Annotated in this window: 23 protein-coding genes; 8 read left to right on the top strand and 15 right to left on the bottom strand. The window is 39.9% G+C overall.

Annotated elements, in window-relative coordinates:
• Positions 1-65: 65 nt before the first annotated feature.
• From ABFY09_RS04025 to ABFY09_RS04005, 5 genes are all read right to left on the bottom strand, one after another.
• Positions 66-1,064, bottom strand: coding sequence for an ABC transporter substrate-binding protein (locus ABFY09_RS04025; protein ID WP_347983009.1), 999 nt, complete (start codon positions 1,062-1,064; stop codon positions 66-68).
• A 321-nt stretch (positions 1,065-1,385) separates the two neighbouring features.
• Complete coding sequence (locus ABFY09_RS04020) at positions 1,386-1,865, bottom strand: MarR family transcriptional regulator (RefSeq protein WP_347983008.1); 480 nt, start codon at positions 1,863-1,865, stop codon at positions 1,386-1,388.
• Between the two features lie 167 nt (positions 1,866-2,032).
• On the bottom strand, positions 2,033-3,433 hold the full coding sequence (gene phrB, locus ABFY09_RS04015) for a deoxyribodipyrimidine photo-lyase (RefSeq protein ID WP_347983007.1): 1,401 nt from the start codon (positions 3,431-3,433) through the stop codon (positions 2,033-2,035).
• Between the two features lie 32 nt (positions 3,434-3,465).
• The gene (locus ABFY09_RS04010) at positions 3,466-4,443 is read right to left on the bottom strand and encodes a DUF1722 domain-containing protein (RefSeq protein WP_347983006.1); all 978 of its coding nucleotides are present in this window, start codon (positions 4,441-4,443) and stop codon (positions 3,466-3,468) included.
• A gap of 47 nt (positions 4,444-4,490) precedes the next feature.
• Positions 4,491-5,501, bottom strand: coding sequence for an FAD-dependent oxidoreductase (locus ABFY09_RS04005; protein ID WP_347983005.1), 1,011 nt, complete (start codon positions 5,499-5,501; stop codon positions 4,491-4,493).
• Positions 5,502-5,683: 182 nt separating this feature from the next.
• Here ABFY09_RS04005 and ABFY09_RS04000 point away from each other — a divergent pair, with 182 nt between their 5' ends.
• The gene (locus tag ABFY09_RS04000) at positions 5,684-6,613 is read left to right on the top strand and encodes a MerR family transcriptional regulator (protein WP_347983004.1); all 930 of its coding nucleotides are present in this window, start codon (positions 5,684-5,686) and stop codon (positions 6,611-6,613) included.
• Between the two features lie 90 nt (positions 6,614-6,703).
• Entirely contained in the window at positions 6,704-6,982 is a 279-nt protein-coding gene (locus ABFY09_RS03995) for a DUF2061 domain-containing protein (RefSeq protein WP_347983003.1), read from the top strand.
• A 71-nt stretch (positions 6,983-7,053) separates the two neighbouring features.
• Here ABFY09_RS03995 and ABFY09_RS03990 read toward each other — a convergent pair whose 3' ends face one another.
• Entirely contained in the window at positions 7,054-7,662 is a 609-nt protein-coding gene (locus ABFY09_RS03990; protein WP_347983002.1) for a hypothetical protein, read from the bottom strand.
• A gap of 214 nt (positions 7,663-7,876) precedes the next feature.
• On the opposite strand from ABFY09_RS03990, the gene ABFY09_RS03985 reads away from it, so the two are divergent.
• Positions 7,877-8,017: an ectoine synthase gene (locus tag ABFY09_RS03985; protein WP_347983001.1), complete on the top strand. Its 141-nt coding sequence runs from the start codon at positions 7,877-7,879 to the stop codon at positions 8,015-8,017.
• Between the two features lie 222 nt (positions 8,018-8,239).
• The gene (locus tag ABFY09_RS03980) at positions 8,240-9,682 is read left to right on the top strand and encodes an aspartate kinase (protein ID WP_347983000.1); all 1,443 of its coding nucleotides are present in this window, start codon (positions 8,240-8,242) and stop codon (positions 9,680-9,682) included.
• Positions 9,683-9,765: 83 nt separating this feature from the next.
• Here the strand turns inward: ABFY09_RS03980 and ABFY09_RS03975 are convergent, their stop codons facing one another.
• Both ABFY09_RS03975 and ABFY09_RS03970 read right to left on the bottom strand, forming a co-directional pair.
• Complete coding sequence (locus ABFY09_RS03975) at positions 9,766-11,979, bottom strand: EAL domain-containing protein (RefSeq protein ID WP_347982999.1); 2,214 nt, start codon at positions 11,977-11,979, stop codon at positions 9,766-9,768.
• Positions 11,980-12,215: 236 nt separating this feature from the next.
• Positions 12,216-12,800 (bottom strand): HupE/UreJ family protein, encoded by a 585-nt coding sequence (locus ABFY09_RS03970; RefSeq protein ID WP_347982998.1) that lies wholly within the window; start codon positions 12,798-12,800, stop codon positions 12,216-12,218.
• A 245-nt stretch (positions 12,801-13,045) separates the two neighbouring features.
• On the opposite strand from ABFY09_RS03970, the gene ABFY09_RS03965 reads away from it, so the two are divergent.
• Positions 13,046-13,630 carry a hypothetical protein gene (locus ABFY09_RS03965; RefSeq protein ID WP_347982997.1) on the top strand — a complete coding sequence of 195 codons (585 nt, stop codon included), beginning with the start codon at positions 13,046-13,048 and terminating at the stop codon, positions 13,628-13,630.
• 70 nt (positions 13,631-13,700) lie between these two features.
• Here the strand turns inward: ABFY09_RS03965 and ABFY09_RS03960 are convergent, their stop codons facing one another.
• Complete coding sequence (locus ABFY09_RS03960; RefSeq protein WP_347982996.1) at positions 13,701-14,915, bottom strand: phosphoribosyltransferase family protein; 1,215 nt, start codon at positions 14,913-14,915, stop codon at positions 13,701-13,703.
• Between the two features lie 400 nt (positions 14,916-15,315).
• Between ABFY09_RS03960 and ABFY09_RS03955 the strand changes: the two genes are divergently transcribed.
• Positions 15,316-16,986 (top strand): methyl-accepting chemotaxis protein, encoded by a 1,671-nt coding sequence (locus tag ABFY09_RS03955; RefSeq protein WP_347982995.1) that lies wholly within the window; start codon positions 15,316-15,318, stop codon positions 16,984-16,986.
• 216 nt (positions 16,987-17,202) lie between these two features.
• On the top strand, positions 17,203-19,200 hold the full coding sequence (locus ABFY09_RS03950) for a cache domain-containing protein (protein ID WP_347982994.1): 1,998 nt from the start codon (positions 17,203-17,205) through the stop codon (positions 19,198-19,200).
• A 39-nt stretch (positions 19,201-19,239) separates the two neighbouring features.
• Here ABFY09_RS03950 and ABFY09_RS03945 read toward each other — a convergent pair whose 3' ends face one another.
• The 3 genes from ABFY09_RS03945 to ABFY09_RS03935 all read right to left on the bottom strand — a co-directional run bounded on the left by ABFY09_RS03945 (position 19,240) and on the right by ABFY09_RS03935 (position 21,404).
• A complete protein-coding gene (locus ABFY09_RS03945) occupies positions 19,240-20,274 on the bottom strand; it encodes a GGDEF domain-containing protein (RefSeq protein WP_347982993.1) in 1,035 nt (344 codons plus the stop codon).
• 403 nt (positions 20,275-20,677) lie between these two features.
• Positions 20,678-21,097, bottom strand: a complete 420-nt coding sequence (locus tag ABFY09_RS03940) for an EamA family transporter (RefSeq protein ID WP_347982992.1) — start codon at positions 21,095-21,097, stop codon at positions 20,678-20,680.
• Positions 21,078-21,404 carry an EamA family transporter gene (locus ABFY09_RS03935; protein ID WP_347982991.1) on the bottom strand — a complete coding sequence of 109 codons (327 nt, stop codon included), beginning with the start codon at positions 21,402-21,404 and terminating at the stop codon, positions 21,078-21,080. Before ABFY09_RS03935 ends, ABFY09_RS03940 begins: the two co-directional genes overlap by 20 nt.
• Positions 21,405-21,643: 239 nt before the next feature.
• Between ABFY09_RS03935 and ABFY09_RS03930 the strand changes: the two genes are divergently transcribed.
• Positions 21,644-22,282 carry an HD domain-containing protein gene (locus ABFY09_RS03930; protein ID WP_347982990.1) on the top strand — a complete coding sequence of 213 codons (639 nt, stop codon included), beginning with the start codon at positions 21,644-21,646 and terminating at the stop codon, positions 22,280-22,282.
• A gap of 33 nt (positions 22,283-22,315) precedes the next feature.
• Here the strand turns inward: ABFY09_RS03930 and modC are convergent, their stop codons facing one another.
• The 3 genes from modC to modA form a co-directional block, all read right to left on the bottom strand.
• Positions 22,316-23,425 (bottom strand): molybdenum ABC transporter ATP-binding protein, encoded by a 1,110-nt coding sequence (gene modC, locus ABFY09_RS03925; protein WP_347982989.1) that lies wholly within the window; start codon positions 23,423-23,425, stop codon positions 22,316-22,318.
• On the bottom strand, positions 23,422-24,120 hold the full coding sequence (gene modB, locus ABFY09_RS03920; protein ID WP_347982988.1) for a molybdate ABC transporter permease subunit: 699 nt from the start codon (positions 24,118-24,120) through the stop codon (positions 23,422-23,424). Before modB ends, modC begins: the two co-directional genes overlap by 4 nt.
• A 61-nt stretch (positions 24,121-24,181) precedes the next feature.
• Complete coding sequence (gene modA / locus ABFY09_RS03915; protein ID WP_347982987.1) at positions 24,182-24,919, bottom strand: molybdate ABC transporter substrate-binding protein; 738 nt, start codon at positions 24,917-24,919, stop codon at positions 24,182-24,184.

Here is a 24,919-nt window from a genome sequence, read left to right as displayed (position 1 = left end):
GGATTTAACAAAGCACTAGAGCCTCTTACTTTAGGTTCTAGTGCTTATGGTCTAGATATACTTTTTTAGTTAAGAGCGGCTTTTATCTTTTTAGCGGCATCAGCAGAAACCCAAGTTGTCCACATTGCTTCATTATTTTTCAGAAAATATTCAGCGGCATAGTCACCTTGAGCTTGATTGCTTTCCATCCAAGCGAGTAATGCATTCATTTTTGCATTAGTGAAAGAACGTTTAGTTAAATAATCGTAAATCTCAGGCTTTTCAGTAGCTAAAGCTTCAGTTGTTACAGTATCAACTGGTGCTGGTGGGTACATACTAGGTTGTGGGTCTTCACAGTATTCTTGAGTAAGACAGGTTTGGTAGTGTTCTAAGTTGACGTCAGAACCGAAATCTACTTTTACCATTTCGTATTTACCTAAAACGGCGGTTGGAGCCCAGTAGTAACCTAACCAGCCTTCTTTACGCTCATAGGCTTTAGCAATGGAGCCTGAAAGACCTGCGCCAGAACCAGGATCAATCAAATCAAATCCGCGCTCTTCCATATTAAACGCTTCAAATAAGTGACCTGTAGATATCTGGCAGTTCCAGCCAGCAGGGCAATTATATAAAGCGCCTAAAGAGTCATCTTCTGGATGCTTAAATAGTTCAGGGTGTTTTAAAATTTCTTCCATTGATGAAAGAGCTGGATTTTCATCAACTAAGTATTTTGGAATCCAAAAACCTTCTTCTCCGCCATCAGATAAAGATTGACCCGCAATACGAATACGCTTGTCTGCAACACCTTTTTGAAGTGCTGACGCTAGAGCATTTGACCATAATTCTGGTGCGATATCTGGCTCGCCTCGCTCAATGATAGATGCGCCTGTTGCGTTCGTATCACCCGGTACTAATTCAACATTACAGTTGTAACCTTCTGTAAGGATAAGGCTATCAATGTTGGCGATTAATGTCGCTGAGTTCCAGCTCATATCAGCAATCGTTAAATCACCGCAACTTTCACTTGCAGCAAAAGCTGATGATGCTGAAAGCATTATCGTCAGTGCAGAAAGAGTCTTTATATACATGATTTGGTTCCTTTGGGTATTGTAACGAGATTGATTTAATTGCAATTACTTTATAGATCTAATATTTATACATCAAATCTAATCGTCTGACAAATCACGGAAAAACGAGTAAGGCTTCTTTGAAACCTAGTATTTAAAAGCATTTTAATTATAGACCAATGAAAAAAGTGATTAGATAAGAAGAGGGTTCAGAGGGGCTTATTGTAAAATAAGGCAAAAAAATGACGCTTTTAGTATGAAAATCCAAAAAAGTATCTTTTTTAGACTCTTATACTAATGGAGAATGTTATTCAAATGCCTTTTATTAACGCTTTGTAATGATTACGCATTAGGAGAATTAATAACGAGTAAAGGGGCCGCATCCAGAGATTCTGCATCCATCATAACTGCTATACGTTGTAACGAAGAAAGTACTTGAGTTTGTTCCCAGTCGTCTAATGACTCAAATTCATCAATGAATTTCTCATGTAACAATGGTGGTGCTGTTTTCAGTATGTCTTGCCCTAAATTTGTTAATCGAGCATTAACAATGCGTTTGTCTTTTTGTGCTCTTACTCGCTCTACGAATTTTCTGTCTTCTAAACGATTTAAGATAGTTGTAACAGTTGCCTGACTTAACGAAACGCTGTCTGAAATACGTCTTACAGTTACGTCACCAAGCTCTTCAATAGAGCGCAGCACCATAATTTGTGGAATGGTTAGGCCGCAGGCTTTAACAACGCGCTTTGATTGCAAATCCGTTGCTCGGATAATGCGTCGTAAATTAACAAGTACATCATGTAGGTGTTGTGAATCAGACATAACGATAAGAGGGTCCAGAAAGTGTTGTAGAAATTGCTTTTCGAAAGCGTTTATCGCGCTAAGTTTAAGTCTATTAGAGTTCAAAGTATAGATAGGGTTTTCGGTATTAGAAAGGTCTAGAGGAAAAACTTTGTTGTCGCGTGTTTTTCCTCTAGACCAAAAGGGGGTTATGGAAGGTTTTTTAACTCGTCAAAGGCAGTAATAGCAGCCAATCTAGCAGATTTATAATCCACAATAGGTTCTGGGTAATGATATTTGGCTCTTTGTTCTGAACTCGGATTATGTATGGATTTTGAGTCTAGTTCGGCGAGTTCTGGTACAAAGCGTTTAATGAATTCCCCTGTTTTATCGTAAGTTTCAGATTGCCTTGTTGGGTTAAAAACTCGGAAATAAGGTACAGCATCACATCCAGTTGATGCACTCCATTGCCAGCCGCCATTATTTGCTGAAAATTCACCGTCAATCAGCTTGTTCATAAAATACGCTTCGCCTTTTCGCCAATCAGCAAAAAGCAACTTGGTAAGAAAGCTTGCTGTGATCATTCTAAGGCGATTATGCATCCAACCAGTCTGATTGAGCTGTCTCATGGCGGCATCTACGATAGGGAATCCTGTTCTGCCTTCGCACCATGCGTGAAACTCATCTTGATCGTTTCGCCAACGTAATAGATTGGTGTCTGGTTTAAATGGTTGATTCATGGACAGCAAAGGGAAGTGTCCCATTAGCTGACGATAAAAGTCTCGCCACGCCAGTTCTTTTAACCAAATGCTGTCTTGCCAATCTCTTTCTTCTTGGTCACACGTATAAAAAATAGCTTCTAAACATTGTCTTGGTCCTAATGCACCTAATGCGAGGTAAGGCGAGATGGTGCTGGTAGCGGGCTGTATCGGGTAATCTCTGCCATTTTGATAATGGCGCTCTTTATGATGGCAAAACTGCCAAAGACGTTGTTTGGCAATGTCTTGGTCTGCTGGCCATAAATCTTCCCTGAATGGTTTGCTCCAATTAAAGTCTAGTAAGATAGGTTCTATCGGATCGGATTGAGGCTCAGGGGCTGGAAATGGTGTGATGTCTTGTTGAGCTAATAGCGTAACCCAGCGTTTAAAAAAAGGCGTGAAGACTTTAAAGGGTGTGCCTTGTTGGCTTAATACAGCTTGAGGAGCAATCAAGTCTGCAGGTTGAATATGTGCCGCAATATTGTGTTCTTTTAGTGCTTCAAAAACGGCTTGGTCTCTTTGTTGTTCATGCACAGGTAAATCATGGTTGAACCAAAGGTGCTTGATGCCATTTTCTAAGCAGAGCTCCGTTATTTTATCTGGAAGCTGTGAAAAATTTTCGGCATGAATGAGATGTAATGTAATTCCAAGCGCAGCAAAAGACTCACTTAGTGCTTGAATCAAGCCTGCTCGCAAGCCTGTTTTTGCATCAGATTCGTTATGCTCTTTCCATTGTTGCGGTGTGATTGCAATAACAACAGCTACTTTACCTTGCTTGGATGCATGGTAAAGCGCTGGATTATCTATGCTGCGGAGATCGTTCCTTAGCCAAACTAGGTGTTCAATTTTCATTCGGTGTCTGAGTCCTGCTATTCGATGCTTTACTAAATAGTGTTGCGAATACCTAATGGCGTTGGGTACGGAGTAAAGTAGCTTTGTTGGTTGATGTATTCGCTGCCGTAATGCTTTAAATAATGTTGAAGTAGCGTCATTGGTGTCGCTAGATTCACTTCTCCACGTCGATACTGTTCGACCACATTGATAATGTCTTTTCGTACCGAAACATCGACAGCATGTTTTAGATAACCAATTAAATGCATCAATACGTTACAGTGATTTTTGCGCTGTGCTGGTTTAGATAATGTTGTCATTAATCTTTCAAAGTACGCGTTTCTTAATTCGCTCACTGGTCTTGGGTCGTTCCCAGAAAGTAGGCGGCCAAGTTGGCGATATACTGGTTGAGAATGTGCCATCACCATGTATTTGTATCGGCTATGAAATGCTATTAGGTCTCTCATTTTAGTTGATTCGCCGACACTGTGACGGAAGTCATGGTGGGTAAATACTCGAAGCAAAAAGTTCTCTCTTAACTTTGAATCATTCAGGCGGCCGTCTTCTTCGATTGGCAAAAGTGGGTAGCGTTTTTGCAGCTCTTTAGTGAAAAGGCCGGCACTTCTTTGCATATGAGGATGCCCATTTTCTTGGTACACCTTAATTCGCTCTAAGCCACAGCTTGGTGAGTTTTTCATCACAATGTAGCCATCAAGGTGAGAGAGCTTTTCAAGGTATGCGCTTGAGCTGGACATAAAAACATCTGAGACGTTTTTGTCTGTTTGTTTTGTGAAGACCATTCTAGGGTCATTTGGATCACCTTCTAAGCGCAATGTTGGGCGAGGCGTGCCAAATCCAGCCGCTACTTCTGGGCAAAATTTTTGGTACTCAAAATAGTCAGTCAGTATTTTATTGCAATAGTCTGAGTTGCTGTGTCCGCCATTAAAACGGACATTGTCTCCTAACAAGCAAGCGCTGATTCCAACTGGTATTTTTTGTTCTAGCTGATCTGGTGTATGAAATAATGGCATGTTTATTCTCCAAAAGATGAGTTGTTAACTAAAAATAAATGGATAGTTCAACGGTTGTCTTTTATTGCATTTGTGAGGAAGAAGGCGCTTAAAATGGCACCTTCAGCATCGCCTTGAAATAACCAATCGCCAGCCAATCCAATATTGTGTTCGGGTGACCAGGCAAAAGGTTGATTATCTTTGTTTTGTTCAAATCGGCTTAATAACCATCTATGTGGCTGGCCATGTTTTATCGCTCTCTGTTCTGTATGCTCTGAAAATGCTTGAAGAAGTGTCTGAGTGATTTTTTCTTTATCTGAGTCGAGATGCTCACTTGTCCATTTTGTATCAGCTTGAATAACCCAGCGGTCAGTATCGTCGCCTTTACGCATAGGTTTATGGTTATCTTTTATCATGCGAGCAATAGGGCCTTGATTGAATTCGATTAAAGCATTCAGTTCGCTGCTGCTTGCTTCTAACCACATGGCCCATTGTGGCTGAGATGTTTTGCTTGCTTGATTTGCTCTTAACAATAGAACGGTTAAATCAGCATGGGTGGCCAATATCATCGCGGCTTGTGGTGCTGGTGCCGTGATGATGATTTTTTTAGCATGAACCACTTTTTGGTATTTATCGTCTCTTAGCAACCAAGTTGGTTGGTTGTTATCACTGTGAACCTGCTCTATATGATGGATTCGTGTTTCCGTAATAAATGTCGATTGACTTAGCCAATGACGAGTAATTGCACTCATTTTTGGTACACCAACAAAGGCTTGGGCATCTGGCTTGCTACATTGTTTCCACGGCGTTGCAATATTTTCTTTTACTAGCTTTTCCAATATTTCTTTTGACTCTGGTTGATGTGCATAGATAAAAGGGGTGCCTAGATCACAGCTGATGTCGTCCGCGATTCTTTTGCTGCTTGCTCGACCACCGCTTCCACGGCCTTTTTCTATAACGCATACCTTGTAGCCAGATTCTGATAATAGATGAGCAGATAAGCTTCCGGCTAGGCCTGCACCAACAATGGCAATATCAAAGATGGGCGCTTCACTCTTGTCTCTTGTCTGTGTGCTCATAATGATATTGCTCCGCTCTCTTTGATGTCTTTCTTATACAATATAGAAACTTGTACAATAAAGGCAAATTTATTGTACAAAAAAATATTTGTATAGTTTTTGCCTGTTGAATAAGTTTAGGTCACAATGGGTTTTATTGTGTTTATCTCTGTTTTTAGTGTTGATATTTATTGGAAATGAATATGAGTCAATCAAGCCAGAATGAAGAAGTGGCTAATGTCGACGCATCAGATGTGTTGGATGAATCTCTTGTTTTAGACTGTTCTTCTTACTTCCCTATTAGAGAGTTGTCTTTGAAGACCGGTGTGAACTCAGTCACTTTACGTGCTTGGGAACGTCGTTATGGGTTATTGAAACCAAAACGAACAAAGAAAGGTCATCGCCTTTATGACCAAGGCGATGTGCAGCGTGTGGAAGGGATACTGCGTTGGATTCAGCAAGGTGTTGCGGTAAGTAAGGTGCGTGCTTTGTTAGACCAAGGAACGGCCGTTGAGGGTGTTTCGCCATCAAGTGAGTGGTTAGATAGGCAGACGTCTTTGTTAAAAGCATCGCAAGGCTTTCAAGAGGAAAAAATAGAGCAGCTTTATCAGCAGGTATTTTCGCAGTATCCCGCAGACATTGCTGTGCGAGACTGGTTGCTGCCCAGTTTTGAAAAGTTAGGCAAAGGAGCGGCATTAGTATTCTGCGAGTCCGTTATTCTGTCGTGTCTGGTTGCACGAACAAATAATTTTCGATCCCAAGTAAAGCGTTCGCCTAAGGTGTTGATTACAGGTTTGATGTCTCGGCGAGTGCTTTGGTGTTATATGGCAGCTGCTATGTTGTTAGATAAGGGAATATCTTGTCGAGTTGTGCCAAACGCTCAGCAAGCAGATGATTGGTCTCACCTAGTTGAAGGTGTTGATGTGCAATCTATATTGGTATTTTGCGAAAACGAACAGGCTTCGAAGTCGTTGGATCTCATCTCACAAATGCAGCAATGGGAAAAGCCTGTTACAGCAGTAGGCGCAGGTTTCTGGCTGGCTGCCCATGAATTAAATATAACCATGCAAGGTGATGTGGAAGTGTATTCCAAAGCGTTAGAAGGGGTAAGCAGCTTTATAAAACGCATTTAATAAAAAACTATCAGATAAATACTAATAATACATTTTGGTTATTTTGTTTTCTCATTTAATATCTTTATTGAATTAAACGAGGAGATTCAAATGATTAAAACTATTACATTCGCTGTTATGCACTTTTCAATTGCCTTCACTGTGGCTTACTTGATTACAGGAAGCTTTATTGTTGGTGGCTTGGTTGCTATTGTGGAGCCAGCAATTAATACTGTGGCGTTTTACTTCCACGAAGTATTTTGGAATAAATTTCAAAAACTAAAAGAAGCAAAAGGGTCAAATGCTCAGTCATTTTATTCAGACGCTGAAGCGGCTATTACTAAGACATTTCAATCTGCAGGAGAGAGTTACGCTTTAAGATCTATGTAGGTTTATTGAGTGATCTGGAATCTTCAAAACACCCACTAAAGAGAACTTTAGTGGGTGATGAAGAACTCAAATCAAGACATAGGGAACAGAAGGAAATATAAAACAATAGCGACAGCAACTGGCGCTGTAAATTTCATCGAAATTTTCCAAAGTTTAAATACTGTGTCTGATAGTTCTAGCTCGTCCTGAGCAAACTTGTCTTTTACTACCCAGCCGGCAAACAATGCGATCAAGATGCCGCCTAATGGCAACATTATGTTGGCAGTAATATAGTCTAATAAATCAAATGTATTCTTACCGAAAAAAGTAACATCGGAGATGACATTGAATGATCCTAAGCAAGCTAAGCCTAACGCCCACACACCTGAACCAAGAAGAATAGACGCGGAAGTACGTTTCATTTCAAATTTTTCAACCAAGAAAGCAACGGTTGGCTCTAATAGAGAAATGGCTGAAGTCCAAGCGGCAATACCGACCAAGACAAAGAACAATACACCGAATAATTGACCGAAAGGCATTTGTCCGAACGCCACAGGCAAGGACATAAACATCAACCCTGGTCCTGCAGCTGGATCCATATTGTTGGCAAAAATGATTGGGAAAATAGCCAAACCTGCGACCAAAGCCACAATCGTGTCTAATGCACCGATAGCCAATACTGTCTTACCAATGGCTTTCACGGTTGTAGATTAGGCGCGTTGTCTATTACGGGGAACTCGCATCACTGTGGCGCGGCAGGTATGACATTTTAAAGATTAACGATAAGAACACGTCTGTTAACCAACAGGCGTGCTTTTATAGAGCAAAATTCGAAAAATACTCGACTTTTATTAAAAGAAGGTAACAGGTTTTTCTTTTCATATTACGATGACTTCTGAAGGTAAAGACTTCGACATGCATTATCAAAACCACCTTGAATCTGTGTATTGCATTGAAGGTGAAAGCAGTGAAACTGGACAGAAATATTCGATCAAATCGAGTGTTGAGTATGCTTTAGATAAGCATGACACTCATACATTAAGAGCGTTTAAATAGTTGAAGTTGGCTTGCGTGATTGATTCACCAATTACCGGAAAGGAAGTTCATCATGCCGAAGGGGCGTATGAAATTCTAGAAGAAAAATTTGGACTATTTGAGTGCAATTCATACAAAAGTGCTTAAGTTTTTTGCACTATTATGACACTATAGCGATCATTTTTTATTCTGAGCGAATAACGTATTTTTTCGCTTCTAGACCTTTTAAGAGTTGGGTAAGTAATGGGACAGCACACAGTTGAAAAGATCGGCGGTACGTCTATGAGCGATTACCGTTCGGTTAGAGATAATATCATTTTTAAACCGACTCAAGCACATAGTATGTATCAGCGAATTTTTGTGGTGTCTGCTTATGCTGGCATGACAGATAAATTGTTGGAACATAAGAAAACAGGTGACGCTGGTGTATATGCTTTGTTTGCTTATGATCGTCAGCAGAACCATTGGTTGCCAGCATTAGAAGAAGTGCGCACAGCCATGCTTGAGATCAACCATAGCCTGTTTGATGCGGGCGAGTTACGCGATCAAGCGGATGCTTTTTTACTTGAGCGTTTAAAAGATGCTCAAGAGTGTCTTGAAGACTTATATCGTCTTTGTCAGCATGGACACTTCTCAATTAGCGAGCATCTTGCAACAGTACGAGAAATGCTAGCAAGTATTGGTGAAGCACACAGTGCGTGGAATACTGCGCATTTATTAAAGCGAGACGGTGTGAATGCTGTTTTTGTTGATTTGACTGGCTGGAACAGTCCAAGTCAAATGTCGCTTGATGAGCGTATTGTTGATGCATTTAAAGATGTTGATTTGCATAAAGAGTTACCTATTGCTACGGGCTATGCTCATAGTGAGACTGGCCTAATGTCTACATTCGACCGCGGTTACAGTGAAATGACCTTTAGTCGTATTGCCGTCTTAACAGAAGCACGCGAAGCGGTGATTCACAAAGAATTTCACTTGAGCAGTGCGGACCCTCGTTTGGTTGGCGAAACCAAAGCGGTGCCAATTGGTCGTACTAACTATGATGTAGCGGATCAGCTTGCTAACCTTGGAATGGAAGCGATTCACCCTAAAGCGGCTAAAGGCTTGCGTCAGAGCAATATTTCTCTTCGTGTTAAAAATACCTTCGAACCAGATCACACTGGCACTTTAATCACAGGTGATTATGTTAGTGATGCGCCTTGTGTTGAGATCATCGCTGGTTGTCGAGGAGTGTTTGCGGTTGAAATATTTGATCAAGAAATGGCGGGCGATATCGATAAATTTGATATGGCGATTCTTAAAGTGCTGAGCCAGTTTAATGTCCATATTATTGCTAAAGATATTAACGCTAACACCATAACAAACTATTTAGCGATTAACTTAAAAATCCTAAAGCGTGTTATGCAGGTTCTACAAGAGCGCTTTGAAGGTGCCGAGATCACCCAACGTAAAGTGGCGATTGTGTCTGCGATTGGTAGTGACATGAAGACGACTGGTATGTTGGCAAAAGCAGTAAAAGCGATTGCAGAGCAAGAGGTTAATGTCTTGGCTATGCACCAATCTATGCGCCAAGTAGATATGCAATTTGTCGTTGATGAAGAAGACTATGAAAAAGCGATTTGCAGTTTGCATAAAGAGCTTGTTGAATCTCATAATCATGGACGTGCGATTTGTTTAGCGTCTTAATATAGGTGTTAGATAATCTTAAAAAGCCCTAAGTACATTTGTACTTGGGGCTTTTTAAGATTTGTTACTTTAATAAAGTGCAATTAAATAGAGATATTAGATGTTTGGTGCTTTATTGTTAGAGGGATCTTGTAAAAATCAGACCCAGACACGGCTTTACTGACATAATAGCCTTGACCTAAATTGCAATGGAAAGACTCAAGCATCTCCCATTGTGATTTAGTCTCTATCCCTTCAGCTAACACTTTTATGTGTAGTTTATGTGCCATGGCGATAATGGCTTCGATGATTTTTTTATCGTTAATGTCATGTTCCAAATCCATGACAAAGCTGCGATCAATCTTGAGTAAGTTAACTGGTAAGTGCTTAAGTTGTGCAAGCGATGAATAGCCTGTGCCAAAATCATCAATAGCAATGCATATCCCCATGTTTTTGAAGGTTTGCAGAACGATTTTAGCTAGTTTTAGATCTTCAAGTATCAATGTTTCTGTAATCTCAAAGCCAAGAGAAGATGCTGGCACTTGATATTTTAGAAGTAATTCTTGGACAAATTGAATAAGGTTAGAGTCAGAAATCTGCTTAGAAGATAAATTAATATGCAGTAAAATTTCTGGTTGTCCATCACGCTTGCGTTTGGCTTGGTAAGCGATGGCATTTTCTAAAATCCAGTAGCCTAGCTCAACGATTTTTCCTGAGTTCTCGGCAAGAGGAATAAAGTGATCTGGAAAAACCAGTCCTTTTTCTGGGTGATTCCAGCGAATCAATGCTTCGGCTGCGCATACTTTGTTTGTATTTAGGTCGAACTGGGGCTGGTAATATAGCTCAAACTCATTTTCCCGTATTGCTTGGTCTAAATCATATTCATTTTGCATTTGTGCATAAGTATTCATTCTCATGCTTTCGTTGTAAAAAGCATATTGGTTTTTACCTTCTAGTTTGGCTTGGTATAATGCCATATCAGAGTTTTGCATTATAGTGACAAGGTCATGCCCGTGTTCTGGGATCATGGCAATGCCAAGTGATGTTGTTAGCGTGAACTTATTGTTATTAATAACAATGGGTTCCTTTATATTGTCTAATATTGTGTTTGCGTACTCTGCCGCTTCTTCATAGCTCTGAATATTGTTCAGAATGATTCCGAATTCATCACCACCTAAACGTATAACTAGGCTAGAGTCGCTTTTTAGTTTGTTGAGATGGTTTGCCACTATAGCTAGGATTTGATCTCCTACATCATGTCCAAGGGTGTCGTTTATGCGCTTAAAGTTATCTAAATCAAAATAGATAAAAGCAGAGGTCTTTTGATGCTTTTGAATTTTATATAGAGCATCTGGTAAATAATTTTGTAAGTAGCGACGATTTGGTAAACCAGTTAAAGGGTCTTTGTAAGCAAGCTCTTCTAATTCTTTTGTTTTTTCTTTAACCAAGATTCTGAGGCGCTGGGGCTGTATCAATATTAGATACAGTCCAATGGCAATGATGATGGCCATTAAAAGGCTAATAGAATAACCTGTTATATTTCTATTGAGTAGTTGCTCTTCCATTTGTTTGCTGATGGTAAGCTTCCATTGGCCAGCAGGAATAATAAGGTCAGCAGAGGCTTGAACTTCTGTAAGAGGTTGCTCGGATTGCGATAATATAACTTCTTGGCCAGAAATGATGTTAATTCTTGAGAGATTGTATCTGTAGCCTTCATTAATCAGTTCTTTGAGTTGAGTTGCTTCAATTAACTTGTTGAGATTAATAACAGCGGAAGCGAACCCCCAAAAAATTTCTCTTTGAGTGCCTCTATAAAGATAGACAGGCGTACGACTTATGACAGCAATGCCGCCTTGTACAAGCTTCACAGGTCCAACACTAATGCGTTTACGGGCCTTAATGGCAGATAGAGCTTCTTCTTTATATTGCGTATTGGATAGGATGTTAAGACCAATAGCCGTTTCATTCCCTTCTAAAGGAAATATTTTATTGATAATGGCGTCTTGAGCGAGCTGTAAGCTTTCAATACCGTCAATTGAATTTAAAAGTGTTTCTGAGTATTCATCAAACCAATCAAATGACCCATTATGATGTTCTATTTCATAGGCTAAAATTTGGGTTGCAGTAAAAGCAGTAGATAAACGACGCTCCAAATAAGCAGCTTGCGAACGAGATAGGCTACTCAATGTGGAAGTCTGTTGGTTGATTGCTGTTTTATTTATTGAATGAGTCCAATACCCACCTAATGCCACAATGCTAATAAAAGCAGTGCATGCAATAAAAATAGCAAACAACTTTGTTGTTTTTAATTCTTTCAATCCAGTCCCTGCTTTAAATTTGTTTAAAATTTATACGTAAATGATAGCTATAAACCTTGTACTAATATTTCATATTTTGTAAGTAGATGTCATGAATGTTAAGAGGATAAAGGTTTAATGGAAACTTTTGTAAGTTGAATGACGTGGTTGCGAAGTTTAATAACTTGATTATTACAAATATGAAGCGCCATAAAGCTTTTGTATAGAAAAATGTATTTTATGGCGCTTCATAGAAATTATGCGATTGCTAGGAACAAACCTGTCAGCGCAATAACACCACCAGTAATGCGTGTTGCAACGTTTATTTGTAAACGAGCAATGAGACTACCAAAGCCAAGACCAATAAGGTGCAATAGAGCAGTTGCAGAAGCAAAACCTAATGCGTACAAAGCGCCATTTGCATTCAACGGCATTTCCAAGCCGTGAGCAGCACCATGAAACAAAGCAAATGAGCCAGCCACTAGAGCACAAGCTGCCGTTGGGAAGCGAGTGCTACCAACTAATAGAGCGCCCATCAAGATAACAGATAACAAAATGCCTTGTTCAATAAATGGAACCTGTATTCCAGCAACAGCCATGCCGCCACCAATTAACATAGCGCCAACGAACGCCAAAGGTACGGTAAACAAAGCACGACCACCGAGATTTGCAGCCCAAATACCAACTGCCAACATAGCCAATAAATGGTCAAGACCACCGATAGGGTGCATAAAACCAGTCATGAAACTGGAAGAGTGTTCGTGACCAGCGTGAGCCAAGGCAAGAGCAGGTAAAGCTGCAAACAATGCCGCTAATCCGATTTTAAGCGTATTAAGACGCATGGTTTAATCTCCTAAATAATAATGAGTAATGAAAGCTTAATTGTAAAAAAGGCTTTCCTTAAACCACCGCTCTTGCGGCTGGTATGGTCAATGATTCTAACATATCTAAGTTGAGCGTAAATTAAATGATGCCTTCTAGTCTCAGAAAGAGGGGTTACATTTGATAAGCAACTGAATTTTATCTGCTTGGGGAGCGTGGTTATGGTAAGGTTCGGCCTAATAAAAGTAGAGAGAAGGAAAAGGTTGTGGCAGATTCTCAATCTATACAGGTCGAAAAATTAGAAAAGCTTCGTATGGCTTGGTTGCCTGCTGTTGAGTTTCTTTTTGGTGAGGCTGTAGCGGAAGCAAAGTTTGATGGCTTTGATGTACTGGATAATATTACCAAGCCGACAGTGGTGTTTGAATGTGCTGACGAACCTTATCGTTATAAGGTTCAAATGCCTGCAAGAAGCTTCACAAATGATGTCATGCTATTGGCGGATTTGGTTCAAGAAATGGTCAGGGGTCTTTATCCTCTAGGTTCTGGAGAGCAGAAAGTACCCGCGCTTTGTGAAGGTGTTGCTGTCTTTGGAGCTATTACAGCGATTAAGCAAGTTTTTGGTGAAGGTACAGTCGATTCTTACTTGAATGCTTTGCGTGAACAGGCGTTCTCTTACTATGATGCTTTTTCCTATGTAGCCGTATTACTAGCAGAAGATCCAAAAGCAATTAAAAAGCTAAGGAGTGTTCAGCCATTTTTATACAAGGTTGAGCGCGAGGATTTTGAAGTGGCTGGTGTGGAGTTAGAGCGAAAAATAAAAGACATACTTTTATTGTCGTTTCGTGCGTGATAGAAGGCTTTTAAGTCTTAATGATAAATATAAAACGCCCAGTCACCTGTTGGAGTGACTGGGCGTTTTTTTATTTTGGTTGAAGCTCGTGTAGCTCTTCACTGAACCAAATTTTGCGTTTAAAGCGAGGGTTCTTAGAAGACATATCGATTTTGTATGGATTCGGCTCCTGAGTATTTGGTAGATCAAGAATATTGCATAGTTCTTGAGCTAGCCATTTCTCTACTTTCAGAACGACCATTTTCTTACGTAGTCTACCTTGCTCATCTCGGTTTAAAATGGTTGGTAGTGTATTCAAGGTTAAGATTTCACCTAAGGCTGGGTGTGCCATTCTTTCTCGACCTTCATCACTGGCGTAAAAATGAGATACAGCAAATACCATACGTTGTGGGTTAATTTGCTTCAAAAATTGGCAAGATTTAACGACTGTTGAGCCGGTACGAACCATGTCATCGAATAAGATAATACTTGCGCCATCTAAACCATCAAACGTGTGTTCGCTTTCTTTGTGAAGTGTTATTTCTACTTTACGTTCAGCGGTACGTTCTTTATCTAGCATGATGAACTTGGCTTTGCTCAAGCCAAGACGGTTAAACATTTCTTTTACAAAGTCTCGAGCGCCTTTGTCTGGTGCGCAAAGAACTAAGCCTTCGCCATCTTCGCCGTAATGCAAAATGTCTGAATTCAGCAAGTAATGAGCGTAAATCTCATAGGGAATGAGGTTGTGGAAGTCCCCTTCAAACACTTCTGTAAAAATCTTCTGTACGGAATCAGAGTGATTGTGAATGGTCATCACAGTGTCTACACCTGACAGTTTCAGCATTTGAGCGTAAAGCTTGGCCGTAAACGGTTGGCCGTCGAACTTCTTAATATCGTTAATATCTCGTTCGAAGTTGGTTTCACCTAGGCTTTTATGAGGGCCGCGATCTTGTGCGCTGTAGAACAAATCTGGCTCTACTAGAATAACGCGAGCAGCGCCATTCTCTTTAGCTGCACGAGCAATAATCAAATTCGCCATTGCCAGTTCTTGGCGGCTTTTAATGTGGCTGCCAGTACTGACGATAATGACGGATTTATCTTTTAGCTTACGGCCTATGTTTTCGAAGTCGGCTTCATCTGAAATAAATCTAGGGCAGAATTCAGAGTTCATGAATTGCTTCATACTGATTAAATCAGCAATGTCATCGTATTGACCCATTGCATATGCAACATCAATAGCGAATGGGTTATCTGAAGAGTTACTAACAACTACGACATTGCTTGACTGACTGGTCGACAAAGTCATTAAAGATCCTTAACGAAGGGGTAGGGGATTTGCGCAGATTTTAATACTTGTTGGTACTTTTCGATAGGGTTGATTGCATATAAATGACATTTTCATGGTCAATAGAGACTCTGTCGCTTTTTGTGTGTGAGAATTTGAAAGAACAATTCTTATTTGTGGTCAGCTTTTTGGATAAGTATATTAGCCGCTCTAAGTTATGCCTCAGTTTTAAAATATGAGTGTCTGGTGTTTTCTGACTCACACTAATCTGCTTTCTGGAAAGGTATTTTTTACTACATTGCTAGGAGAGGTTACTTTCCTCTGCTATCTTTACGTTAGTGTGAGACGGTCCTCATAGGGGAACTTGCCGCAACTTAATTTAGATGAGCTATGTTTTATTGTAATTGTAAGGAATTTTTATATGTTTAAGTCACTCAAATTGAGAATTTACCTTCTGTCGTTTGGGCCTTTTTTGTTAATCGCTTTGATTAGCGCTATCACTCAAATGAATACATTAAATAGAGTTAATGATGGTGTTTCTAGATTGGTTGAAAATGCAACAATTGAAACAGAAAAAAATCGTCTTGTGACTGTTTTGGATTCTGCTATCAGTATCATCCAACCAGAAATTAATAAACCTGGCAAAGAAGGGATGGCAGCAGGGTTGGCGCTTTTAAATACCTATAAGTACGATGGCGGGAACGGCTATTTATATGCTTACGCTACGGATGGTATGAGGCTGATGCATGGCGCAGGAGCAAAAATCAATGTTAATTTGTTTGATTTAAAAGACTCTCAAGGAAATTTGTTAATTCAAGATATTATCAATTCGGCAATGAAAGAGGATGGCTTTAGCCAATTTTATTTTCCTAAGCCGGGTGAGACAGAATCAAGTAAAAAATATGGTTACGGGGTTTATGTTCAGAAGTGGGATCTGGTTATTGGAACAGGTTTTTACATCGATGGTGCTGAAAAAATTGTGTCTAATATTCAGGATTCTGTAGGTGGAATTCAACAAGAGAGCCAATGGTTTGCGTTTGGTATCTTAGCTGTTGTTTTCGGTGTGTTGACTGCCATTGTGCTTTTATCTACTCAAACTGTTTTAGGTCCGTTGGCAAAATTGGGCGATGCAGTGAAAAAGCTCGCTGGTGGGCAAGGTGATCTAACGAAAAAGCTACCAGCAAGCTCCATCGATATTTTGAATAATATCTCGACAGACTTTAACGCTTTCTTAGATAGCATGGCGATAGATATTAGTTACCTAAAAAGTTCTAGTGACAGCTTGTTATCAATCTCAGTAAAGTCAAACGAGCAAAGGGAAAAGTTAGCGCAAGTATCAGACCGACAAATTAACGAGACAAATCTGGTTGCAAGTGCTATCGAAGAAATGAAGGCAAACTCTAATGAGATCGCTGGAAATGCTGAATCGACTAAACGCTCTGCGGAAAATACAGAGCTTGAGATTCAAGAGGTCTTGCAGCAAGTTCAATTGTCGAGCCGTCAATTAGATGAGTTGAGCTCTGTATTGAACACGGTTGAAGAATCTATTCATGTACTGGGTGGAAATGTTGACGAAATCAATACAGCGTTAGGAGTGATTCAAGGTATTTCTGAACAAACTAACTTGCTGGCTTTGAACGCTGCTATTGAAGCCGCAAGAGCGGGTGAACAGGGACGAGGTTTTGCGGTTGTTGCGGATGAGGTCCGAGGTTTGGCGCAACGTAGTCAGCAAAGTACGGTTGAAATTAAGGACATTCTAGAGAAGTTGCAAGCCAGTGCATTAAAGGCAACAGAAGATATGCATGGTTCTCTCCAGCGCCGTGAAATGGTTGTTGAGGCCATGGCGAAAATCAGTGAGATTATTCATTCCAGCACGGAATCGATTAAGAATCTGACTCAAATGAATGTGCAGGTTTCAACGGCGGCTTATCAGCAATCAGAAGTGGCAACGGATATCGCTAAAAATGTTGTGGGTATTGCTGAGCTTGCTGAAAACATCGGATATGAATCAAGCCAAACAACAGAACAAATGTCTTTATTAGAAGAGCAGGCACAAGCAATTAAAAGTATTAGTGATAAATTTAAAGTTTAATTTTTTGGTGATACGCGAAAGAAAAAGGGGCGCGAAAAACGCCTCTTTTTTATTGTTTATGTTATGAATTTGGTTCGTTATTTTTCACTATTAATTACTGTTCGATTAACATTTATCATTGTTATGGTTTTTTTAAAGAAACTTTCTAATTGACGGGGGTTTTGGTGTGTTCTTTGCTGTAGTGAAATATCTTTATCTAGCTGTAGGTGCAAAATAGTGGATGCTTTTCTTTCTTCTCATCAGGAAACCATGAAACGTGTGATTAAAAATATTGATCGTTATGATCAAGGGTTAAAGTCACTAAGTACTTGGTGGGAAAAAATAGCGCTTATTGGAAAGATAAACAGTTTTGAAGTTGCCTCAACGATTTTGCAAGATATGGATAACACACTTGGGCAATTCAATAATTTGCAAGACCGACTGATTGAAAGTTTAATCAATGAGCAGGTACGTAAAACCCTTCTCCAAAATACCTCGCGCTGTCAGATGGCCATTGATGTATTAATTCGTAACTTATTTGAGCGAACCGCAGACATAGGTTTCTTATCAACAGACTATGATGTTGTTCAATTTTTAAAAAACACTCAAATAAATGAAGAAGATAGGGCTTTTATTGAGCATCGTTTGAGAGCTTATATAAATATTTATTCGGTTTATCAAGATGCAATGTTGTTAACACCTGATGGTGAGTTGATTTTTCAATTGAGTCAGCCTAATCGAATAGAAAAAATACAGGATTCTATTATTAGGCAGGCAATAAATGAACCAGATGATTATGTTGAATACTTTGGTAAAACCCAATTAATAGGAGATTCGGAGAACCATCTTTTATACGCTAATGCCGTACTTGATGGAGGCATGGTAGTCGGTGTTATTGTTCTTTGTTTCCGTTTTCAAAATGAGTTAGAGGGTATTGTTGATCGACTTTTGTTAGAAGATGAAGATAGTCACTTTGCGCTTCTTAATGGTGCGGGAGAAATGATTTTTGCTCCTGAATTTAGCAATTTGGGCGATGTGCCAAAGCTTTCTCTAGAAACAGCCCCAAGAATGATCACATTCAATGGTAGAAAGATGATTGAAATATGTGCAAAAGGACAGGCTTATCAAGATTATGCTGGGCCAGAGAATTGGCATATGGCGTCTTTGTTACCTCTTGATCAAATGGAAGGTGATAATGGTGTAGACAATAAAAAACATCAAACAGGCTTATTGAATGATTTTACAGGCCTTATTTCAGCCGATTTGTTTGGTATTCGTCGTCAATCAGTGCTGATTAATGATGATCTTCAATTAATTGTGTTAAATGGTATTATCACAGCAGCACGAGAGGATGCGGTAGAGTTCATGCCTGTTTTAGAGGCAATTAAAAAAATTGGCCAAGATATAGACAATATATTTGACCATTCCATCGAATCTTTATTTTCGACTATTATTTCAGCGCAATTAAATGCCATACGTTTACAAGCAAGTTTGGCTGTAGATATTATGGATCGTAATTTATTTGAACGAGCGAATGATTGTCGTTGGTGGGGATTAAGTAGTTTATTGCGTACAGCTCTGTCCGCTTCAAAAATAGATAGAGAAAGCATCGAACAGACTTTAAGTAAAATACACTCTCTTTATACCGTCTATCATACCTTGTATGTCTATGATAAACAGGGGCATTATGTGGCGTTTTCAGGCGATCAATATAACGAAAAAATTGGTCAACCTATAGAAAGTAACTCAGGTGCTCAATCCGTATTTCAACATGATTCAATATATGAATATTCCGTGTCACCATTTGTTGCTTTCGATTCTTATCAAGGAGAATCTACTTATATTTATAATGCCGCATTACGTGATGTAAAGGACCATAATACGATTATCGGGGGGATTGGCATTGTCTTCGATTCCAGTGTTGAGTTCTCCGCTATTCTTAATGATGTTTTACCACGAGAAAACGGTGAAATAAAAATGGGTTCTAAAGCTTTGTTTACAACAGAGCAAGGTTTAGTGATTGCCAGCACTTCAGAGGAATATGTTGTGGGAGATACGTTTTTACCTTCTATTGATTTAGTGGAATTGGAAGAAAAAGGTGCGACAGCAACAGTGATTAAATTAAAAGATAACACATATCTAATTGGCGCAGCCAAATCGGCAGGTTATCGAGAATATAAGCGCGAAGATGGTTATGAAAACCCTATCATTGCTTGGGTAATAGTGCCTTGTTAGAAATGCAAGAGGTCTGTCCAAGTAAAGTTTTAACAATTCTTATTTAGACCACTCTAATCGATTGCGGCCTTTGTCTTTACCTCTATAAAGTGCCTTATCTGCTCGTTTGATTACTTTCAATATCAGATCATTCTCTTGGGTTGTTTCTGTGAGACCTAGTGTAATAGTCAGAGGTAACTTGAGTGAACTATAAACGCCTTCAGAAATAGTTTGTCTGATATTTTCTGCAATCACTGTTGCCTCAATTTTAAATGTATTAGGAAGTGCGATAATAAACTCTTCGCCTCCAAAACGAGCGATAATGTCATTCTTTCTGAGGCTTTCTTTGAGTGTGGAAGCAACTTCGACTAAACAAGCATCTCCCACATCGTGACCATGTTCATCATTGATTTTTTTGAAGTAATCCACATCAATTAGCATTAAGGTTAAGGGAGATGTCTCAGAAACCGATTCTAGTGCCTTGTCAAAATGCAGTTCTAAACCTCGTCTATTGAGCAATCCTGTCAGATGATCGTGTAGGTTTTCATCTTTCAACTGATCTGTTAATTCAGTGTGTTTTTGCGAGAAAAAACGGCCAAAAAACATACTGAAAATAACAGTAATAATTAGCCAAAAACCACGACTATAAGACTTTTCATGAGTGTATATTTCGTCGCTCAAATCAATAATATGTTCGCTGTAGTAGGTGAACGTCAGGACAATAATAACCAGTAAAAATCCTATGACTAGAGACTCTAAACGGCCGCCCAATAACGCTGACATGACTGGCATAAGAGGTAAGAAGTAGGCGATCTGACTATTTACACCTCCTGATAGCGCTAAAATGGGCAGTAACAGAAATATCGCTGTAACTAAGGCTATGGTGATTTCCCACTTTGCAAACTTTTGAGTTCTGATGATGAGGTAAAGTGAGCTTACGATAATTAAGTCGAATCCAGATACCCAGAGAAAATAGTGATGGATATCAAATAGAAGAGGTCTGATCGTTAGAGAAATAATCAAGGTGGAGATGGTTAATTCTACAATGCGTAGGAGTAATTTATGATTGAGCTTGTGTTGTCTTGAATTAATCATAAATTTTTATCAACCTAATTTAACTGTGCAGTATCCAAGAAGCATTGTATTAAAGAATACTTATCAATATATATTTTTTATATTAGTTTTTTGTCGAATTATATCAGAAGTTTTCATTTTGTCTTTAAGTTGTTGCGCTTCTGAAGTTTAGTTGCTTTGTGGGGGGGGGAATGAAATAAAAGGCTGGAATGAGGGTAGTCTTTTTTTGGGGGGGAAAAGTGATGTTGCTCATTGTTGCTATAAAACGAAAGCGCATTCAGTTAGATAAAATACGCTTTCACTCGCTATTATAAATTAAGTTGGAGCTTTTGCTTTAGACAGCTTGTGATTGAATTTATCGTTAATCCACAAAGCTAAGATGATGATTCCTCCACCGATTGTTAGGCGTAGAATATCTGCGTCTCTATTCCAAAAAAAGCACATTCACTATTATTCCTGCAGGGATAAGTAAGTTGTTAGCTACTGCTAACGTACCAACATCAACCAAGGTTGCGCCCTTATTCCAAGCGAAATGCCCCAGACCAGAAGCTACAATGCCTAGATAGATTAAAATATCCCATTGTGTGCTGGTTATTGGTGATTTTTCTGGGTTGCTTAAAAGAAGGTAGCAAGGAACCACAACGGCCAATGCACCAAGGAAGAACCAACCAAACACAGTGCGTTGTGCTAAGTCTGGATGTTGTTTTTCTATGACTCGTTTGTAACCTACTTGTCCAGCAGCAAAACAGATATTCGCGCCTTGAACAATCAGTAAACCTTTAATGAAGCCTTCATCGATGCCTTGGTAGCGAATAGTAATTGCATCAGCAATAGCAATTAGCAATTAAGGCACTGGTTGCAAAGCCAAAATTAATACGACGGCTTAGGATGTCATTGATCAAAGTGGCGTAAAGAGGCGTCATTACGGTAAATAGAAGTACCTCAGGAACCGATAAATATAAGAAAGACTGATAATAAATCCCGTACATAATACCGAGCTGTAACGCACCGCATATCATCAGTTTTAAGGCGACCTTATTATCAATTTGGCGAAGCTTAAGGAAGGGGGAAAAGATTAAAGTAGCAAGAGCTACTCGCATTAAAACAGAGAACCAAGCATCAACTTGACCTGCTAAGTAAACGCCTATCAAGCTAAGTGAAAAGGCCTAAAGAAGAGTGACTGCAATCAGTATTGGCATAGCATAATCCTAGTAAAACTTGCGCGTAAGTATAACCACTTTTTATTCAATGAAAATTAGTTTGCTGGGTCGGGTTTAATTGGTTTACAGTTGGTTTTAATATAATCTTTCGTCTGCTTTTTATTACTTTTTTTCAGTGATATTTGATATGTTTCATCTCATTTAGTTTGAATAGACTATTTGGAATAAACATGACTGATACACAGTTGATTGAGCTTGAGTCTCTATGTCGAATATTTCTTGAGTCACTAAATGCATCAGATGCGGCGCACGATTTGAATCATATTCTGCGAGTAGTAAAAGTCGCAAAGCGATTGGCAATAGAAGAGAAGGCTGAGTTAGCCGTAGTGGTTCCTGCCGCTTGGTTGCATGATTGCACTAACTTACCGAAGAATCATCCACAGCGCCATTTGGCTTCGCAATTGGCTGGTGACAAGGCGATTGAGTTTCTGAAGTCTATTGACTATCCATCTGAGTATTACGCTGAGATACACCATGCTATTTGTGCTCATAGTTTTAGTGCACAAATTACCCCTGAAAGTATTGAGGCAAAAATTGTACAAGATGCAGATCGTTTGGATGCGCTAGGTGCTGTGGGCGTTGCTCGTTGCATGCAAGTGAGTGGTTCATTAAATCGGGCCTTGTATTCTCTTGATGATCCTTTTTGTGAAACAAGGACACCAGATGATGCAAATTACTCTATCGATCATTTCTATACGAAACTATTTAACATCACCGAGACCTTACAAACAGCGTCTGCCCAGCAGGAAGGTAAAAGGCGTGAGATTTTCATGGGCGCTTTTTTGAATGAGTTGTCACGAGAGATTTGAGACGTTGAATAGCCAGTTTCTATTTAGGAAATGCTATCTCAGTAAAGCCACAGACTTGATCTGTGCTATTAAAGACTGACCTTTTTCTAGTCTTAATTTATGTGCAGACAAGGCAGTTACTCTGGCTAAAATTGGTGTGTCTCCAGCTAGGAGGCGTACCATCATCATGTTTGGTTCTAGTGTATCTTCAACCATATCATCTAATGTGACCGATAAACGATTGAGAATACTGGAGTCATCCTGATTGCTTAAGGAAAGGCTGACATCTCTTGATTGTATCCTGACACGCAATTGGTCGCCGATTTGCTCGCTCCCTTGTTTGATCATTATGGTGTGCTCTCCAAAGCTAAGCCATGAAAGCCCCCATTCATCAGATTGCTGAGTTATCTGACCTGATATAAGGGCACTGGCGTCTTGATGGCTGGAGAATGATGTGCCTAATTTGCTTAGTAAGGACTGTGTTTCACCTTCTTCTTGAACTCTGCCTTTTTCTAATACAAGCATATAGTCGGCCAGGCGAATGACTTCATCTAAAGAGTGACTGACATAGAGAATTGGGATGTTTGTTTTATAGCAAAGGCGTTCTAGATAAGGAAGGATTTCTTGCTTTAGGCGATTGTCCAAAGCGGCTAAAGGCTCGTCCATAAGAAGAAGTTTGGGTTGAATTAATAATGCTCTTGCAATGGCGACACGTTGTCGCTCTCCTCCAGACAGTTGGGCTGGGTATTGGGACAAAATCGGTGCAATTTCCAGTAAATTAACCACTTCATCATAGGTGATGATTGAATAGCTTTTATCTGCTCTTCGAATAGCAAACTGTAGGTTTTCTTTTGCGGTTAGGTGCGGGAGGAGATTTGCTTCTTGGAAGACGTAACCGATTGGTCGCTTGTATGCAGGCAAGGATGTGTCGCTATTTTCCCAGGCGTCATTGTTTAGACTGATTTGACTCTGTTGGCTTCTTTCTAGTCCAGCAATGCAACGTAGCAATGTGGTTTTGCCAGAGCCAGATGGCCCAAAAATCACAGTGACTCCGGTGTTCGGAAGACAAGTGTCTATTTCCAAAGCGAAGTTCGAGGCATGCTGCTGGTGCTTAATTTGGACTTTTAGTGCTTGCTTGTCGTTTATCATAGGTTCTGGGGTCATAAGATATTGCCTATAACCGATTTGTTTTTTTGACGCTTTTGAACAGTGTATAAAAAAGTAAGCACAATAAAGGCAAAAGCTACCATCATGAGAGCCAAACTGTGGGCTTGCTCATAAGCGAGTGCTTCGACATGGTCGTAAATTTGTACAGAAATGACTCGCGTTTCTTTTGGAATATTGCCGCCTATCATCAAGACCACGCCAAATTCACCCACAGTGTGGGCAAAGCCTAAAATAGCCGCGCTGATATAACCGGGTTTTGCCAAAGGGAGTACCACATACAAAAAACAATCCCAAGGTGATGAGCGCAATGTTGCTGCCGCTTCCAGAGTTTTGTTGTTAATTGCAAGGAAAGCGTTTTGAATTGGCTGAACGACAAAGGGTAAGGAATAGATCATTGAAGCAATAACAAGGCCTGAAAAGCTGAACGGTAAAGGGGAGATTCCTAATGTGCTTAATAGGGTTCCTGCCGGACCTTCTGGGCCTAAAAATAGCAATAAGTAAAAGCCCAAAACGGTGGGAGGAAGTACCAAAGGCATGGCAACAACGGCATTAACTGGGCCTTTCAGCCAAGAACCAGTGCGGGCTAACCACCAAGCAACTGGTGTACTTATAATAATAAGTAAGAAGGTCACTAAGCTAGCGAGCTTTAATGTTAGCCATATTGCGTCAATGTCTTCTGAGCTAAGCTGCATTTTTGATTAGCCTAATGGTGTTGCGTGCTAGGGCACATAGAGTGGTGGATATAACCTTGGTTTAATTGGTTACTTTGTTAGCGTAACCAGATCCAACAATTTTAGCTTGGTTATCCGCACGCATTAAAAATGCCATAAAAGAGGCTGCCAATACAGGTTTTTGTGTTCTAGATAAAGTCACAGCGGCTTGATTTATATCATTATAGAGCGACTTTGGTAGTTTGAGTACATACTCATTCTTGTCGCCTGACAAGACTTGCGACAAGGCAACGAATCCAATATCTGCGTTTTTCGAGTAGGTAAACTGATAAGTTTGCCCTATATTTTCGCCTAGCACTAATTTGTTTTGGATGTTATCCCAAAAGCTTAAGTTGCGCAGACTTTCCTCTGCTGCTTTTCCATAAGGGGCGAGTCTAGGGTTTGCCATTGCGATTCGGCGTGCATTTAATAGTGCTTCTTTCAGGTTATTTTTCGGAATCGGGGTTTGCGACCAAAGAACCAATTGCCCTTTAGCATAAATCGCTAGGCTGTCTGCAATGGCAAGCTGTTTGGTGATCAGTGCCTGTGGCTTATTTTCATCCGCGGAGAGGAAAATATCGTAAGGCGCATGGTTTTGGATTTGAGCGAAGAGCTTACCTGAAGAACCGAAGGACAAAGCGATGGAATGTCCTGTTTCTTGTTCAAAGTCTTGCGCAAGTTGTTTGATTGGCGATATGAAATTGGAGGCGACAGCCAAATGCAAAGAATCCGATCGCGCCTGAGAGGGAAGAATGCTCCCGCCTAAAGAGACAATAAACAA

It is taken from the genome of Marinomonas sp. 5E14-1 (assembly GCF_039939215.1).
Lineage (GTDB): Bacteria > Pseudomonadota > Gammaproteobacteria > Pseudomonadales > Marinomonadaceae > Marinomonas.
The sequence above is the reverse complement of the archived record's forward strand: the minus strand, read 5'-3'. Positions and strand labels throughout refer to the sequence as shown.

Coding starts and splice junctions, on each gene's coding strand:
- ABFY09_RS04010 (WP_347983006.1), bottom strand. CDS start 4,443: ATGCCATTATTTCATACACCAGATCAGCTAGAACAAAAAATACCAGTT.
- modB (WP_347982988.1), bottom strand. CDS start 24,120: ATGCAGCTTAGCTCAGAAGACATTGACGCAATATGGCTAACATTAAAG.
- ABFY09_RS03945 (WP_347982993.1), bottom strand. CDS start 20,274: ATGATTAATTCAAGACAACACAAGCTCAATCATAAATTACTCCTACGC.
- ABFY09_RS03930 (WP_347982990.1), top strand. CDS start 21,644: ATGACTGATACACAGTTGATTGAGCTTGAGTCTCTATGTCGAATATTT.
- ABFY09_RS03960 (WP_347982996.1), bottom strand. CDS start 14,915: ATGACTTTGTCGACCAGTCAGTCAAGCAATGTCGTAGTTGTTAGTAAC.
- ABFY09_RS03955 (WP_347982995.1), top strand. CDS start 15,316: ATGTTTAAGTCACTCAAATTGAGAATTTACCTTCTGTCGTTTGGGCCT.
- ABFY09_RS03970 (WP_347982998.1), bottom strand. CDS start 12,800: ATGCGTCTTAATACGCTTAAAATCGGATTAGCGGCATTGTTTGCAGCT.
- modC (WP_347982989.1), bottom strand. CDS start 23,425: ATGACCCCAGAACCTATGATAAACGACAAGCAAGCACTAAAAGTCCAA.
- ABFY09_RS03985 (WP_347983001.1), top strand. CDS start 7,877: ATGCATTATCAAAACCACCTTGAATCTGTGTATTGCATTGAAGGTGAA.
- ABFY09_RS04005 (WP_347983005.1), bottom strand. CDS start 5,501: ATGAGCACACAGACAAGAGACAAGAGTGAAGCGCCCATCTTTGATATT.
- ABFY09_RS03980 (WP_347983000.1), top strand. CDS start 8,240: ATGGGACAGCACACAGTTGAAAAGATCGGCGGTACGTCTATGAGCGAT.
- phrB (WP_347983007.1), bottom strand. CDS start 3,433: ATGAAAATTGAACACCTAGTTTGGCTAAGGAACGATCTCCGCAGCATA.
- ABFY09_RS04020 (WP_347983008.1), bottom strand. CDS start 1,865: ATGTCTGATTCACAACACCTACATGATGTACTTGTTAATTTACGACGC.
- ABFY09_RS04025 (WP_347983009.1), bottom strand. CDS start 1,064: ATGTATATAAAGACTCTTTCTGCACTGACGATAATGCTTTCAGCATCA.
- ABFY09_RS04000 (WP_347983004.1), top strand. CDS start 5,684: ATGAGTCAATCAAGCCAGAATGAAGAAGTGGCTAATGTCGACGCATCA.
- ABFY09_RS03995 (WP_347983003.1), top strand. CDS start 6,704: ATGATTAAAACTATTACATTCGCTGTTATGCACTTTTCAATTGCCTTC.